The sequence below is a fragment of the Bacillus sp. JJ1474 genome (genome assembly GCF_036965225.1).
Classification (GTDB): Bacteria; Bacillota; Bacilli; order Bacillales; family Cytobacillaceae; genus Cytobacillus.
Window position 1 is genome coordinate 17,493 of sequence record NZ_JBALPC010000192.1, and the last position, 15,689, is coordinate 33,181.

The window sequence follows — 15,689 nt, forward strand, 5'->3', positions numbered from 1 at the left end:
TTGCCACAGGACGTGGCGTTCTTAGTCAGTGTTCCTATTATCGGGCCTTTACGGGCTGTTTGATCTCCCATTATAGAATAATATGTTTCGGCAACTCCTTCAAATGGGAGTCTTACAGCCCGTTAATCTGCGGCAAAAAATTCAAAAATGAGGAATGATCATGAATTTATCATTATTACCTATTACGATTGTTCCAGCCAAATCGTTTCAATATATGGACCACTCAATAAAAATTAGCCATTCCCTCATTCATTATTGGAGAATAGATGAAGCTAAAACATTTGATGTTGCTGTGGGAAACAATCGCATTTCTGTCATGATCGAGAGTGCTCCTATTACAAAGGATGAAATCATCATGAGTGAAGATTTGTTCCGAGAGTTGATGCTGCCTATACAGGTAACACAATTTATTGCACATTATTCCAAAAAGGAAAATACCCTTACTATTGGTCCGGTAATTGGCTTATTGACTGAAATAAGCTTCTCGGAAGAGTTGGAACCTCATTTTCGCTCCATCCATAGTTTTTGCAAGGAAATGCACGATGTAGTATCGGAAATAGGCGGCTTTTTCTATGTTTTTTCATTAACCGATTACTCGGATGGGATCATGAACGGCTATTATCTACTAGATGAAAGCTGGCATAATTCTCCTGTCCCTCTCCCTAATGTCATCTATAATCGTATACATTCACGTAGGCTTGAAGCAAGCTTATTTTTCCAAAAATTTAAGAAGGCTGTTTTCTTACACAATATTCCTATATTTAATGATCATTTTCTCACTAAAAACACGGTCAATGATTTATTAATCTCCGAAGAGTATTTGCATCCTTTTCTTCCGGAAACATTACTAGCAACAGAGCAATCCTTGGAAGAATTAAAGATGAAATACGATTCGATTTTTATAAAGCCTATCCATGGAAGCCAAGGCAGAAATATAATAAAGCTTTCAAAAATTAATAATTCGCTCCAAGCAGAATTATCTACTGCCAAGGGGCGGGACCACACGTATTTGTTTAATACGTACAGCGAGTTTTTCAAATGGATTCAGCCATTTCTTGAGAAGAGAACCTATATTGTGCAACAAGGAATCCCTTTAATAAAATACAAAAATAACCAGTTGGATTTTCGAATCCTTTGTCATCGAAATTTACAAAATTCCTGGAAGGCTACCTCCGCAGTAGCAAGAATATCAGCTGAGGAGCAGTTTGTTTCAAATATTGCAAGAGGCGGAGAAATCATGAAACCTGTTCACGTTTTAACAAAATTATCGGATCGGAAGACAGCCATCCAGCAGCTTGCACTAATGAAGGAGCTTGCAGTAGAAGCCTCGTCTATTATAAGCCATCATTCCGATGGCTTGATGGGAGAGCTTGGGATAGATATCGGGGTGGATGAAAGCGGAAAGCTTTGGATCATTGAGGTAAATGCCAAGCCTTCCAAGAACCTCGGAGAAAATGAAAATAAAATACGTCCCTCTACAAAGGCTTTACTAGAATACTGCACCTTATTAACATTTTCCATGTAACAATGAGTCCCAAGATTATTAAACTCAACATCTATGTCTTACTTCAAGGAGGTATTACTAATGCTGTCAATTGGGTTAATGACGTTGCAAACGTTTAATGAAAAACATTATTTCAATGAAATCGCAAAAAGAGCACACCAGCTAGAAATGATCTGTTATCGATTTGTACCCTCTAATATTAATCCCATTTCAGAAAATGTGAACGGGGACTATTTTAATCCCAACACTAATGAATGGGAGGCTTGTGAATTTCCTCTTCCTAAAATACTTTATGACCGTTGTTTCTACAAAGAGGATCCTCATTCCAAACAATGCAAAGCAATTGTAAAATGGCTAAAAACGAAAAAGGAAGTATTATTTTTAGGATACGGTCTGCCAAATAAATTGGAATTGTATCATGCGCTTGAAAATTCAATACTATCACCTTACTTGTTGAAATCGAGTCAAGTAACTTCAGGTCAACATGTCATTCAGCGCCTTATTCCGAATAAGCCTGTCATGATGAAACCAGTAAATGGCTCTCAAGGTAGAGGAATTTACTATTTAGAAAAGAAAAATAATGAAATCATTGTTCAAACAGACAAACAAGATAAAACGATTACACGCCAATTCCCTTATGAAGAGAAGGCCATTTCATGGATCGATTACCTCATTAAAGAAAGAGAATATCTGATCCAGGAATACAAGGAGCTTGCAAACAATAGAAATCAGCCCTTTGATATTAGAGTACTGCTCCAAAAAAATGAATATGGAGAATGGAAGGAAATTGCCAAAGGGATAAGAACAGGTAAAGAAAAGGGGATCGTTTCGAATATTAGTGCGGGAGGAACGGTTTCTGCTTATGAGGATTGGCTGGCAGCATATCCTCCTTCAGAAAGAGATTACCTAAATAATGAAATAAATGAAGTTTTGAGATCCCTGCCACAAATGTTAGAACAGCATTTTCCTCCGCTTTTTGAATTAGGCGTGGATATTGGGATAAGTAAAGATCATGCCATCTGGATACTGGATATCAACTCCAAGCCAGGACGCAAGGTTGCTATAACGATTAATCCATCTTTGGAAGATCCATTATATACTTCCCCCCTTCTTTACGGCAAAAGATTAGATTTTGAAAGGAGACAAATTAATGAGAAAACAATATCAGGTAGAAATTCTTCATGACATCTCCCATCAAGTCTATATCCCAAATGAAGCCGTTCCGAAAACAAACCTATCAAAAATTGCTTTTGGGTCAAAGTCCATTGAAACGAGAATAGACATTCAGCCAAATAGCAAGGAAATGATAAGCCTTAGCAAGGATATCGCCGAGCAACTAAAGCTTCCGGATTTAAAGGTTCCTCTTCATATTTTCAATGATGATGAAACTCTTTTTATTGGACCACTCGTTGGCATTTTCACATCAGGCTTTACCCCTTTTCCGATGCGGCCAATCGGCGAACGGAGCCTATTCTTTGCCAAGCTGCTTTCGGTAAAAAAGGCTGTTGGTGCAATGCCCTTTGTGTTCGGGGAGCAGCATATTAATTGGGAGCAAGGATTAATAAACGGATTATTTTACCACCATAATGGATGGAAGACATTTGAGGTTCCCTTTCCTAACGTTATTTATGATCGGCTGCCTAACCGAAAAAGCGAAAGAAAAGCGGAGCAGAAAAATATAAAGGAAAGGCTGCAATCTGAATATTTAATCCCATGGTATAATCCCGGTTTTTTTAATAAATTAGATATTTTTGACCGGCTAATTCAAGATGACACAATTGCAAAATTCTTACCGGAAACTCATCCCTTTGTTTCATTTTCTGAAATTGAAAGAATGCTGAGCGAATACGGGCATGTGTATGTGAAGCCGATAAACGGAAGTCTCGGCTTAGGAATCCATCAAATCTTATATGATAAAGCAAAAGGTTATTATTTTTGCAGATTCCGAAGCCATGAGGGAGAAAATAAGCTGCTGAAATATAACAGCTTAGAAGGATTAATGAATCATGTTTTTGCAGATAAAAAATTAAATCGAATGCTCGTTCAGCAAGGAATTCATTTATTGCGAAAAGATCAACGGCCAATTGACTTTAGGATACACACAAATAAAAATAATTTTGGAGATTGGGTTGTGACGGCCATTGCAGCTAAAGTAGCAGGGGCTGGAAGTGTGACAACGCATGTTAAGAGCGGTGGGGTCATCCAAACGATGGCCGAGGTTTTTCCATCTTTAGAAGAACAAAGGCTTGCAGAAACAAAACTTTCAAATGCTGCCCTGTTATTAAGCAAAGCATTGGAAGAAAATATGGAAGGTATAATTGGTGAAATTGGATTTGACCTCGGGCTCGATCGACAAGGAAATGTATGGCTATTCGAAGCTAACTCTAAACCGGGCAGATCCATTTTCAAACATCCAGAGTTGAAGGAATTTGATTTTCTAACGAGAAAGCTTTCCTTATCCTTTGCTGTATTTTTGGCTGAAAGGGCGATTTTGAGTCCTGAGGAAGTTTTTAGATGAGCATTTTTTATGACCTTGAACTTAAAAATTGGTTTACTCTTAATAAACAATCGAAAACATTAGGCTTCAATAAGCACCCAGTTCAAATGGTTAGCTCCGCACCCGCATGGAGCCTCTCCTTTCATATTTCACCTCAGAAGGAAGTTCCCTTAATTGGAATTTTAACAGGTAGAAAAAAGGATAATAAAGTAACTGGGAATGGCAGATTATTTAAAGAGCTTCAGAAAGAAATCATAAAAAACGGCGGAATATCCATCGTTTTTACTCCCCAAAATATTAACGACCATTCAATAAAAGGATATATGTATCATCCAACTAAAGATAAATGGTACGCTGTTCAATGCCCTATCCCACATGTTATCTATAATCGGGTACCTTTTCGCAGAATTGAAAAATCAGATTCATTTTATGAAGCTTATCAATTTTTCAAAAGCAAGAACATTCCCTTTTTTAATACGTGTTTCCTTGATAAACATGAATTATATCAAGTATTATCCAAGGATTCTTATTTCCAAAAGCTGATGCCAGAAACTATAAAAATCTGTGAAAAACCTTCGCTAATGAATTTTTTTGAAATGCATCGTCAATTATATTTAAAGCCATCATTAGGTTCAAAAGGAAAGGGCATTTACCTTGCTTCTTTAAATAAGGATTCCACAATTAAATTGCAGGGGCATGAGGAATTACATCTGTATGAAGATTTTCATACCTTTTGGATGAAGTGGAACTCGGTTTTTTTAAAAAAATCGTATATCGCCCAAAATGCGATCGACCCATTGTTATATAATGGAAAGCGGTTTGACTTTCGAATTCTTGTCCATTATGTAAATAATCAATTTAACGTAACGGGCATAGGCATCCGGCAATCCAAGGAACAAAATATAACAACTCATGTTCCTAATGGCGGAATTATTCTGCCCTATAAACAATTACAATCGAAGGAGCATGATCAGTTTATAGTAGAAGTAGCCGATCGTGCAGGAAAGCTATTATCAAAGGAAATCGGTTTTTTTGGCGAATTTTCAATAGATGCAGGAATCTCTGCAGACGGCCAGTATGTGATATACGAAATCAATTCCAAGCCAATGCGCTTTGATGAACAGGAAATAGAAAGGAAAAGATTTCAAACTTTGGCCTGTCTTTTTCTTGAGTTAGCAGGATTTTAATTCAGCAGTCCACAAAAGGTATCAGCCTATGTGGACTGCTTTTATTTATGCTCTCTTAGTTGGTCCGGCAAAAGAGCGGAACTGTTTCTTTAATTTTTGGCGGGATTTATCATTCCTTAATAAGTACGCTGCTCCTAATGCTAAAGTGGTTAAAGCCCATTTATTTCTATTCATTTAAGCAACTCCTTTTTCGTTTAATAAGTGTACATACTTCTTCTTCCCTTCAACTAAATGAATTACACTGGTTTTTCATGTCATGTGATTTATATTATTGGGTTGTTTGACAAAAAGGTGTAAGATAAAAGCAAAGGAGGCCGTGATATGTTAACGCATTTTCAATACAAGCCTTTATACGAAAATAAACAATTGCCAGGATGGAAATTTTCCTTTTACTTTAACAAACAGAAATTTAATGGGATTTATCATCAAAATGGTAAAATCGATTGGACCTCAAACACGCCAAATGGAGAAGATGAGATTATATTAATGGAACAAATTCATGAATTAATGCTTTTTCATGTTTATGATCAGTGATTAGTATGTTTTCATAACTTCTTTGGAATGATAAGCCATATCAAATCCAAAGGAGGCATACAGCGATGCCTGATAAAAAAAGTGTAAAAGATGATTCTCATTATGAAGGACGAGACAAGGCATATTTAGACATTGATCGAATGATCAATGAAGGAATGTCGGGCGGTTCCGTACATATGAGGGAAGAAACAACTAATATTGAGGAAGCTAGAGATCTTTTCGAAGAAGATCCCCCATATACAGCTGAATAACTAAGCATGACAAAAAATAGCACTTTCTCAAAATGAGGGTGCTATTTTTTAGTAAAAATTATTCCTTGATCAAGGAGATCTCCTGATTTCCGCATGATAAACATTTCAATAAATGTGGGCATTCTTTGTTTAAGTAATCAGTTGGATAGCCATTTTCCAATTTCATAAGATCAATAGGCATGTATGCACTATAATCATCGTAATAATCCATAACCCTTCCTTGATCGTAAACTCGATTACCGCAAGATGAGCATTTTGTCTTTATTTCCTCAAATCCATTACAGATTGGACAAATAGCCATTTCTATGCCCCCACTCCATACTTAATTATGTCATTCATTTTCCATAACCTTATCGTTCGTAAATACTTTAATAGTTATGACAAAACCATTAGGAAACAATTCCCACTACAAAAAAAGAATAAGCGATCAGAAAAACACCATAATATAGAGTAAACACAGACACACAAACAACTTTCCACTAACCGATGGGTTAAACCAGTTAGAGGTAACAAGTTTATCTTGTGTCGGTGCAACTCCGGCTAACCCAACCATACTAATAAAATTTAATGAGGAGATGAACCAATTATGAACAACAACACAAGAAGCAATTCCTCAAACCAATTACTAGTACCAGGAGTAGCACAAGCACTTGACCAAATGAAGTATGAGATTGCTAACGAATTTGGTGTAAACTTAGGTGCTGACACTACATCTCGTGCCAACGGATCTGTTGGAGGAGAAATTACAAAACGCCTAGTTCAAATGGCTGAGCAACAACTTGGCGGTTACCAACAATAATAATTTGTTAAACACAATTTAATAAGATATGGCTTTAGCCCCCTTCTAAAAGGGGGCTTTTCCATAGGTTTAGCTATACCATCTTTGAAGGATCTACCCACAAATCGAATTGTTCACTTGTAACATGCCCAGTCTTCAGGGCCGCTTCTTTTAAAGTATTATTTTCTTTAAATGCCAGCTTTGCAATCTCAGCTGCCTTTTCATAGCCAATATGAGGGTTAAGAGCGGTGACAAGCATTAGTGATCTATTTACATGATCCGCAATAATCTCTTTATTAGCTTCTAGGCCTAGCAAGCATTTTTCATTAAACGAATCCATTCCATCTGATAAAAGGCGAAAACTTTGGATAAGGTTGAAAATAATGACTGGCTTAAAGACATTTAATTCGAAATTCCCTTGGCTTGCGGCAAAACCGATTGTTGCATCATTGCCGAAAACCTGACATGCGATCATTGTAAGTGCTTCACTTTGTGTCGGGTTTACCTTTCCTGGCATAATGGAGCTTCCCGGTTCATTAGCGGGGATAGAAAGCTCCCCAATACCGCTCCTAGGTCCACTGGCGAGCCATCTGACATCATTGGCTATTTTCATGAGATCTGCAGCCAAAGCCTTTAAAGCCCCATGAACATAAACAATTTCATCATGGCTTGTTAAGGCATGAAACTTATTGTCTGATGATCGGAAAGCATGCCCCGTTCGCTTCGAAATTTCTTTTGCAACCTCTTCCCCAAAAGATTTATCTGCATTTATGCCTGTACCTACTGCTGTTCCCCCAATGGCAAGATCTAGTAAATGATCCATTGCTTCCGAAATCATCCGCTCGCTTTTATCAAGCATAGCGCGCCAGCCGCTTATTTCCTGACCTAATGTCAATGGGGTAGCATCCTGTAAATGAGTCCTACCAATTTTCACAATCGCTTGAAAAGCCTCTTCCTTTTGATGGACGGTTTTCTTCAATGCTTGAAGTGAAGGAATCAGCTTTTCGGCTATTTCGATATATGCTGCTACATGCATCGCTGTTGGGAACGTATCGTTCGAACTCTGGGACATATTCACATCGTCATTAGGATGCACCTTCGTATTTGAAGCTCCTTTTGCCTGCAGGAACTCATTTGCTCTTCTTGCCACGACTTCGTTTACGTTCATATTGGATTGGGTACCGCTTCCTGTCTGCCAGACTACTAGTGGAAAATGATCATCAAATTTCCCTTCAAGAATTTCCACGGTTGCCTGAACAATGGCCTCCTTTTTTACTTCCGATAATTTTCCTAGCCTATTGTTTACAATAGCAGCTGCATTTTTAATTTGGGCAAAGGCATAAATAACCTCCATCGGCATTTTTTCAATGCCAATACGAAAGTTTTCCCTGCTTCTTTGGGTTTGTGCACCCCAATATTTATCCGCTTGAACCTTTATTTCCCCAAGCGTATCTCTTTCAATCCGAAAGTTTTCCATGAAACCACTCCTTGGTAATGTTTAAATAATTCCCTTCCCTTATATTCTATTCCCTATTTTTAGACTTTTATCGGTAACTTAGAAAAGGGTAGGCGTCAGGGCTAGACATAAAAAAAAACTGCTTTGCATGAGCAAGCAGTTTTTAGTGTTTCACAACTGTATATCCGATAAAATAACCAAGGACCATAATACTGGCAATAACTAATGTAATTGAAAGCTGTTCCATTTTATATTCCCCCTGATTCTATTTATACGTTAAAAATAGCATAGAAAGAGGGTGAATTTTATGTATAGATAGGAACATTTCGTGACAAGAAGGTGACATATTTATGAACTCTTTGCTCACCTGTTTACAATCTCTTTGCATAACTTATTCAACATAAACAGCCGTTCCATATGCAATAATTTCTGATGCATTCTGCATAACTGCTGAAGATTGTAGACGCATACCGATAATCGCATTCGCTCCTTTTGATCTAGCATCCTCTACCATTCTGCCAATGGCCTTCTGTCTTGCTTCTTCCATCATCTCCGTGTATTCACTTATTTCTCCGCCTACAATAGTCCGTAAGCCAGCCATAATATCCTTGCCGATATGCTTAGATTGAATGCAGCCTCCTCTGACAAACCCTTTTAAATCTTTAATTTCCTTCCCCGGAACAGAATCAATAGTTACGATAATCATTACGTTTTTCCTCCTCTTTTTCTTTCTGTCTTTCCATGATTAATATGATAAAAATAAGTAAAAACAGAACAGCGTATATGACATAAATCAAAATGGCTATTTTAATATTGATAAACAGCATAACCAATCCAATTATTTGGCTTACGACTGTTAACAGCAGAAACAGCTGCTTTAGTTTCCCCATAAATCTTCATTCCCTTAAATGAGACTTTTTCTTCTTTTTCCACAGCTTCCTTACAAACAGTAAATAAACTAATGTGGGAAGCGGCGCCTGGATTAAGCCGATAATTCCCCAAAGCCAATAGTTATGTCCATGTTTCCTTGCATTTATGAATAGAAAAGTACTTTGACTGATCAAAATGACGGCAACAACCATAAGTAACGGAAAAGAAACTTCCTCATTCATGTTTCCTTCACCTGTTTAACGTACTGAAATGACACGAATCCAATAATAAACATTATAGTAAGACCTTGTATCGTGATAAAGACAATTGGAACACGGTACAGGGCAAATAAAATGCCGCTTAATATAATTAGTGCAATGATTGCGAAAAGTGAAGCATCGAAAATAAGCTTCTTTTTTAAATTTTTCTTCTCTTCGACAATCAAATTCTCAAACCACTCTAAACTTGGCGTATGAATAGGTGTACCTTGATCAATTTTTTCTAGGCCGTGCTCAATTTCTTTCATGACGAATAATAAATCTTCATCTTGATGTAGATTTTCTCTCATGTCTCTCTCTCTCGTCATTTATTCTCAGCTCCTTCCTGACAGCCATAATTCCGTTATGAACTCTTGACTTTATCGTACCAGGGGATAGCTTCATCCACTCCCCAATCTCATCATAGGAATAGCCATAATAATGTCTTAATATGATCGGAATCCTTACATCATCCGCCAATTTTCCTAAGGCGGACATGGCATCATTCCATTCTTCATTCCTCGTTTCCAAATGCCATTTTAGCTTTCTGTATTGTTCTTCATCCATCTGGTATGCTTTTTCTCTTTTCTTTCTCCGCTGCTGATCAATATATAAATTCGTAGCAATTGAAATAAGCCAGGAAGAAAACTTTGATTTAAATTGATATAAATGAATTTTTTCAATACATTTAGCCATTGTCTCCTGTGCAAGCTCTTCTGCTGTATCTGGATTCATTGTAACTTTAATTAAATACTTAACTAAGAAGGGGTAATTATTTTGAAAAAGCATGGCTAGAGCGCGTTTATTGCCTGATTTCGCGCTATGTATGAGCTCTTTCTCCTCCATCTGGCTATGTTCCTCTCCTTCGTATCGTCCCGCCTTCTTAACATATGATTTTTCTAAGAAGCATTATAAATTAGACGCTTGATAATAAATAATCGTTCACATCTATTATAAATTTTTTTCATAAAAAAACATGGAAAATTTAAAAAAACTTGGCGAAAAATGCCAAGTTTCTTCTAATCATGTTTTTTCCCTTTATTTTTCTTCCGTTTCTTCTCCCACTTTTTCTTTTCTTTTTCTATTTTCTTTTCCCACTTTTCTTTATTTTTCATGAAACCTTTATCAAATGAATTAAACTTCTCTTCTTGCTTTTTCTTTTCGATTAAAGAGGAAATATGCGGGACGCCGAAAGAAATTGCTTCTTTATTTTGCAAGGCTTTAGACATGATGGCCTTGAAAATTGGTGCAGTTCCCTCTCCGCTTGTAGTTGTTAAATAGTGATCCTTGTCTGTCCGATCATATCCTACCCATACAGCGCCAACAAGCTGAGGAGTATAACCTACGAACCATTGATCCTTTATCCCATTTACCCCTTCAATGGGAACCTGTGTTGAACCCGTTTTCCCGGCTACCTCTCTCCCGGGAATCTGTGCCGCTCTTCCAGAACCTTGCTCTACAACACCAAGCAGCATCGTTGTGATCTTATCGGTAACCTCTTTCGTTGTTACCCTAGTTTTCTTATCATCCCAATTAGCAATGGTGTCACCATTGGAGTCAACAATTTTTACGATCGAATGCGCGTCAGCCTTTTCCCCGCTGTTAGCAAAAACAGTGTAAGCTTCAGCCATATTTAATGGGGATACCCCCTTATTTGTTCCGCCAAGTGCCAGGGCAAGGTTATTGTTGATCGCGTCTTCCGGAATTCCAAACCTTTTTGCCGCGTCAATTCCTTTATCAACACCGATTTCGTTGAGGAGCCATACTGCAGGAATATTTAAGGAATCTTTAACTGCTTCATACATCGGAACCTGACCGCGGAATTTGAAATTATAATTATTTGGCTCATAATCTCCAAACTTTATTTTTTCATCCTTTAATACATCTGAAATATCCCAGCCATTTTCAAGTGCTGGCGTATAAGGGACAAGTGGCTTCATCGTTGAGCCTGGCTGACCTACCGGATGAATCGCCCGGTTGTGACCAAGGAGTGTATGCTCCCCCCTGCCTCCAACCAATGCACGAACACCCCCGCTTTTCGGATCAATAAGAATAGCCCCGCTTTGAACCAATCGATCCCCTTTCCCTGCTGGAAACATGGAATCGTCACGATACGTTTCTTCCGCTGCCGACTGCATGAATGGATCAAGCTCCGTATAGATCTGATAACCGCCGGTTAGTAATTCATCAAGAGTTAGACCGTATTTCTTCATCCCTTCCTCTAGAACAAAGTCAACATAATACGGATATTTCCCCTTGAATGGATCTCCCCCTTTATCGTCAAAAACTAATTGTTCATTTTTCGCTGCTTTCCATTGGTTTTCTGAAATAAAACCATTGGTTTTCATTTGTGCAAGTACAATGTTTCTGCGATCTAGTGCTGCCTTTTCATTTTTGTAAGGGTTAATCACAGAAGGAGCTTTGATTAAGCCGGCTAATAAAGCTGCCTCACTAATCGTCAAGTCCTTGACATCCTTACCGAAATACTTCATTGCTGCTCGCTTAAGCCCCCAAGCACCTTCACCAAAATAAATCTCATTCAAATACATCTGCAGAATCTCGTCTTTTGTAAACTGTTTCTCAATTTCCCTTGCAAGAAAAAATTCTTCTATTTTTCGCTTATATGTCTTTTCTGCTGATAGCAATGCATTTTTTGTCAGTTGCTGTGTAATTGTGCTGCCGCCTTCGACAATTTCTCCAGCCTTCATGTTTCGGAAGAATGCTCTGCCAATACTCGTAAAATCAACACCATTATGCTCATAGAAACGGTGATCCTCAATGGCGATTACCGCATTTTTCATATGCTCTGGAATTTCCTTAATCGATATTCCTTCGACTTTATTAGCAGATATTTTGCTTGCAACTTCTCCGTTCAAATCATATATAACAGTGGACTGTGCAAGACCGCGTTCTAGCGAACTAATATTTGCCCCGTTTGCGTAATAATAAAAAAAGCCCAAAAATGCTAATACTGCGGTTGATGCAGACAGGATAGCAATTTGAGTCATATGTTTCTGCTTCCAAAATTTCTGGAACTTACTATAAACAGATTGTTTTTTCCTCATATTTCCTCCATAGTTGGTCAAAGATGTCTAAAACTATGATGATACTATAAAGGAATTCGGCAGATTATTTCTTTATATGGGGGTTATAAACTGTTTTTTTCATGTACCAGCTCTGCAAATCGTTCTTTGGAGGAGGGTTCATCAAAGCTGCTATAAATACGAAAATGGTCTTCATCAATAATGCGAAAATGCTGACTAATAATATTTTGCTGAAGCAAAATGCCATTTTCGTTCTCTATTTCTCTCCACCAAATCTTTCCGCCCATCGTTTTTTCTTTTCGATAGTCAATCCCTTCTCTTGCAATCGTTTCAAGAACCTCTAGCGGCTCGTTTCCAAATAAAAAGCGGACTGTTTCCGTTTCCCTAAATAGGGCACAAACAGCAACAACTGTTGACCAGCCTGCTTCTACACGCCCTTTTTCTATTTGAACAAGGGTTTTTTTGGAAACACCAATAATCTCTGCCATTTTATCTTGTGTATATCCTGCTTCTGTTCGGATGAGACGCAACTTTTCAGACACTTTAAAAATAACTTCTTCGCGATTCAATGTATGCTTCATTCCTTTAAATTTAGTGTATTATTACACTGCTTCTTCAATTATAAAAGATAGAATTATAAAATGACAATAATTAATAAATCCTACTTTATTTATCTCTTTTTTTGACCAATCTCCCCCTATTTTGACACAGAAAGACTAGTCTTGAAGAACTGTTTTTTTATTCGCTTAATTTCGACAAAGGATATTCTCAAAAAAAGTAGAACTTTATATAACTATGAAAAAAGATTTTTATTCATGAAGAATGGAGAGACAAATGTTAACAAGATCGAGTAAGAAGGTTGTTGAGCAATTGCACATGGAAAAGAATAATATGTTATATGAGTGGGGAAAGAAGATAGTTGTTTCTTCTGATGATCCTTTTAAAGATCGAATGAAGGAAAATGGCGAGGTTATGTTTTATCTTCTTATCCAATGCTTTTCATACCCAGAGGAGGAATTAGTAAAAACGATTCGCAAATTTTCAATTTCGATTGCAGATCAACGGTTAAAAGCCGGTATAAATATAGGCCAATTTGTCTATAACGTAAATCTTGGGCGTTCCATTTTCCAAGAGAATCTCAGGAATATGAACCTAGATTTAGACGAACTGAACGAATACAATCAGAAGGTTCAATTTTGTTTTGATCAATTCTTATATTTTTCTGTTACTTATTATAGTGATGCAAAAAATCAGATTATCGAAGAAAAAACTCAATTTATTGATACGAGTCATAAAGATCGACTTACACTGCTAGGACAAATGACTTCTAGCTTCATCCACGAGTTTCGAAATCCACTTACCTCTGTTCAAGGCTTCATTCAATTATTAAAAGCTGAAAATCCAAATTTGAAATATTTAGATATTATTTCGATTGAATTAGAACAGTTGAATTTTCGTATTTCTCAGTTTCTCTTACTATCAAAAAAGGAATTGATTGGAAAAGAGAAAGTAAATTTTTCACTTAATGAAATAATTGACGAAGTATTAGTTTTCTTGTATCCCAGCATTTTGGACGGAAAAGTGAAAATTGATAAATGCATGCCAGACTCCATTTCCCTTTTAGGTTATGCGGATGAGATCCGTCAAGTATTGATCAATATTATTTTTAATGCCATTGATGTTTTACATACATCTACTTCAGAACCATTAATTAAAATAACCAGCCATATTCAAGATGATTCCTTTATAAGGCTAGAAATTGCCAATAATGGGCCAAAGATCCCGTCGCATCTTGTAAAGTCCATCTTTGAACCATTCGTAACAACTAAATCTCTTGGCACAGGGCTAGGATTATTTGTCTGCAAAGAAATTATTGAAAAGCATAAAGGGAAATTAGAATTTGAAACAAAAGGAGACTTAACGGTTTTTAGCATAATCCTTCCAGTTTCCGATATAAACCTGGGCTGACTCCTATTGAAGTCAGCCCTTTTTTCTATAATCAAATACGTGATATCAATCCTATAGAAAAATTCTTATGTACTTCATTCATTTTTAAGATTAAAATTGGTAATTATCTCTAATTTTTTTATTTAAGGAGAGTGTACGATGTTTGTGTTAAAGGTTGATCAAGATATCGAACTGCAGCTTTTTCAATTACACCATTCAGAAGAACTGTATCATTTAGTCGATACGAATAGACAGCATTTAAGAGAGTGGCTTCCTTGGGTTGATAATATGACTTCACCAATCCAATATCATGAGATTATTCCAATGTGGCTAAAAGCCTTTGCTGATAATAATGGATTTAATGCTGGCATTCGTTATAAAGGCCAGCTTGCCGGTTCAGTCGGTTTCCATCAAATTGATTGGAATAATAAACAAACGAGTATGGGCTATTACCTTGCAAATGGGTTTGAAGGGAAAGGGATTATGACTAGATCGGTTCAGGCTCTAGTCAATTACGCGTTTCTAGATTTAAGTTTAAATCGGCTGGAAATCCGCTGCGGGGTAGGAAATAAGAAGAGCCGTGCGATCCCTGAAAGATTAGGATTTATACAAGAAGGAATTATTCGTGACGCAGAATTTTTATACAATCATTATCATGATTTAGTAATCTATGGAATGCTAGCACGTGATTGGAAATAAAAGTTAGTTTTTGTGGAGAAAATTGCAATAGCATACTGGCCGGCAGCTCAAATCGCATACTAATAATAAATTGAGCTTTGCGGACATCAATTCCATTATTGTTGACAAATGGGAGAATTCCTTATGTTTGCGGACACTGGTTCCGGTATTTTGTAAAAACAGTACTTTCTACGTGTTTTTACGTTAATAACGTACCCTGAGTCCGCTTAGCCATTAATTAAGGCTATTTTAATGAAAATAATGGATTCAATGTCCGCATTTAATTGAAAAAGTGCAAAAAAGTAACGCTCAAAGCGATTTTTGTATCTAAGCGTTACTTTTTTTTGGTTTTTCTCCACAATATTTATTTTTGACTTTCCTTCACTCTCAAGGTGCTTTACGTTCTTTTCGAACTTTTGGGTGCAGCTAATTCAAGAAAAGCCTTGAACACGATAAACAGTTTTATTCTGCACTTTCTACATTGCCTGTACCACGTAAAGCCACCTTCTTTTGATTGTTCCCTACTAGTTAATTCAATCATTTCATTTTTTGTCAAAGAAATTCAATCCATGTTTATTTTGATCTATTATAAGGTATTCATTCAATAGAAAGACCCAATCAAAATCATTAACAGATGGCAGTATAGTTTTTCAAATAAAAAAAGATCATTTCGGGAAAAGTAAATT

Annotated in this window: 19 protein-coding genes; 9 read left to right on the plus strand and 10 right to left on the minus strand. The window is 36.9% G+C overall.

The annotated features are described in order from the left end of the window. The first annotated feature begins 160 nt into the window (after positions 1-160). Genes V7164_RS20760 through V7164_RS20775 form a run of 4 tightly spaced genes read left to right on the plus strand, consistent with a single transcriptional unit; the run spans position 161 to position 5,188 of the window. The gene (locus V7164_RS20760) at positions 161-1,525 is read left to right on the plus strand and encodes a YheC/YheD family endospore coat-associated protein (RefSeq protein ID WP_335355114.1); all 1,365 of its coding nucleotides are present in this window, start codon (positions 161-163) and stop codon (positions 1,523-1,525) included. 60 nt (positions 1,526-1,585) lie between these two features. Beyond that, positions 1,586-2,689, plus strand: a complete 1,104-nt coding sequence (locus V7164_RS20765; RefSeq protein WP_335355115.1) for a YheC/YheD family endospore coat-associated protein — start codon at positions 1,586-1,588, stop codon at positions 2,687-2,689. Next, positions 2,655-4,022, plus strand: coding sequence for a YheC/YheD family endospore coat-associated protein (locus tag V7164_RS20770; protein ID WP_335355116.1), 1,368 nt, complete (start codon positions 2,655-2,657; stop codon positions 4,020-4,022). The genes V7164_RS20765 and V7164_RS20770 overlap by 35 nt, the downstream gene beginning before the upstream one ends. Then, a complete protein-coding gene (locus V7164_RS20775) occupies positions 4,019-5,188 on the plus strand; it encodes a YheC/YheD family endospore coat-associated protein (protein ID WP_335345324.1) in 1,170 nt (389 codons plus the stop codon). Before V7164_RS20770 ends, V7164_RS20775 begins: the two co-directional genes overlap by 4 nt. Before the next feature lie 45 nt (positions 5,189-5,233). Here V7164_RS20775 and V7164_RS20780 read toward each other — a convergent pair whose 3' ends face one another. After that, a complete protein-coding gene (locus V7164_RS20780; RefSeq protein WP_335345325.1) occupies positions 5,234-5,362 on the minus strand; it encodes a hypothetical protein in 129 nt (42 codons plus the stop codon). A gap of 147 nt (positions 5,363-5,509) precedes the next feature. On the opposite strand from V7164_RS20780, the gene V7164_RS20785 reads away from it, so the two are divergent. Next, positions 5,510-5,722, plus strand: a complete 213-nt coding sequence (locus tag V7164_RS20785) for a YheE family protein (protein ID WP_335355117.1) — start codon at positions 5,510-5,512, stop codon at positions 5,720-5,722. Between the two features lie 65 nt (positions 5,723-5,787). Continuing rightward, the gene (locus V7164_RS20790) at positions 5,788-5,973 is read left to right on the plus strand and encodes a hypothetical protein (protein ID WP_335345327.1); all 186 of its coding nucleotides are present in this window, start codon (positions 5,788-5,790) and stop codon (positions 5,971-5,973) included. A gap of 58 nt (positions 5,974-6,031) precedes the next feature. Here the strand turns inward: V7164_RS20790 and V7164_RS20795 are convergent, their stop codons facing one another. Further along, positions 6,032-6,274 carry a hypothetical protein gene (locus V7164_RS20795; protein ID WP_335345328.1) on the minus strand — a complete coding sequence of 81 codons (243 nt, stop codon included), beginning with the start codon at positions 6,272-6,274 and terminating at the stop codon, positions 6,032-6,034. A 285-nt stretch (positions 6,275-6,559) separates the two neighbouring features. Between V7164_RS20795 and V7164_RS20800 the strand changes: the two genes are divergently transcribed. Further along, a complete protein-coding gene (locus tag V7164_RS20800) occupies positions 6,560-6,772 on the plus strand; it encodes an alpha/beta-type small acid-soluble spore protein (protein WP_335345329.1) in 213 nt (70 codons plus the stop codon). 73 nt (positions 6,773-6,845) lie between these two features. On the opposite strand, the gene fumC is transcribed toward V7164_RS20800, so the two are convergent. The 8 genes from fumC to V7164_RS20840 form a co-directional block, all read right to left on the minus strand. Then, complete coding sequence (fumC, locus tag V7164_RS20805) at positions 6,846-8,228, minus strand: class II fumarate hydratase (RefSeq protein WP_335355118.1); 1,383 nt, start codon at positions 8,226-8,228, stop codon at positions 6,846-6,848. A 370-nt stretch (positions 8,229-8,598) separates the two neighbouring features. Beyond that, a complete protein-coding gene (locus V7164_RS20810) occupies positions 8,599-8,913 on the minus strand; it encodes a YbjQ family protein (protein WP_335345331.1) in 315 nt (104 codons plus the stop codon). Continuing rightward, positions 8,894-9,097, minus strand: coding sequence for a hypothetical protein (locus V7164_RS20815; protein ID WP_335345332.1), 204 nt, complete (start codon positions 9,095-9,097; stop codon positions 8,894-8,896). The genes V7164_RS20810 and V7164_RS20815 overlap by 20 nt, the downstream gene beginning before the upstream one ends. 6 nt (positions 9,098-9,103) lie before the next feature. Continuing rightward, entirely contained in the window at positions 9,104-9,319 is a 216-nt protein-coding gene (locus V7164_RS20820; protein WP_335355119.1) for a sigma-Y antisigma factor component, read from the minus strand. After that, positions 9,316-9,645 (minus strand): YxlC family protein, encoded by a 330-nt coding sequence (locus V7164_RS20825; RefSeq protein WP_335355120.1) that lies wholly within the window; start codon positions 9,643-9,645, stop codon positions 9,316-9,318. Before V7164_RS20825 ends, V7164_RS20820 begins: the two co-directional genes overlap by 4 nt. After that, the gene (sigY, locus tag V7164_RS20830) at positions 9,620-10,180 is read right to left on the minus strand and encodes an RNA polymerase sigma factor SigY (protein WP_335355121.1); all 561 of its coding nucleotides are present in this window, start codon (positions 10,178-10,180) and stop codon (positions 9,620-9,622) included. The genes V7164_RS20825 and sigY overlap by 26 nt, the downstream gene beginning before the upstream one ends. Positions 10,181-10,353: 173 nt before the next feature. Further along, positions 10,354-12,399, minus strand: a complete 2,046-nt coding sequence (locus V7164_RS20835) for a transglycosylase domain-containing protein (RefSeq protein WP_335355122.1) — start codon at positions 12,397-12,399, stop codon at positions 10,354-10,356. Between the two features lie 83 nt (positions 12,400-12,482). After that, the gene (locus tag V7164_RS20840) at positions 12,483-12,947 is read right to left on the minus strand and encodes a helix-turn-helix transcriptional regulator (protein WP_335355123.1); all 465 of its coding nucleotides are present in this window, start codon (positions 12,945-12,947) and stop codon (positions 12,483-12,485) included. Between the two features lie 265 nt (positions 12,948-13,212). On the opposite strand from V7164_RS20840, the gene V7164_RS20845 reads away from it, so the two are divergent. Together V7164_RS20845 and V7164_RS20850 are read left to right on the plus strand one after the other, a co-directional pair. After that, a complete protein-coding gene (locus V7164_RS20845) occupies positions 13,213-14,346 on the plus strand; it encodes a histidine kinase N-terminal domain-containing protein (RefSeq protein WP_335355124.1) in 1,134 nt (377 codons plus the stop codon). A gap of 138 nt (positions 14,347-14,484) precedes the next feature. Beyond that, complete coding sequence (locus V7164_RS20850) at positions 14,485-15,024, plus strand: GNAT family N-acetyltransferase (protein ID WP_335355125.1); 540 nt, start codon at positions 14,485-14,487, stop codon at positions 15,022-15,024. Positions 15,025-15,689: the final 665 nt, after the last annotated feature.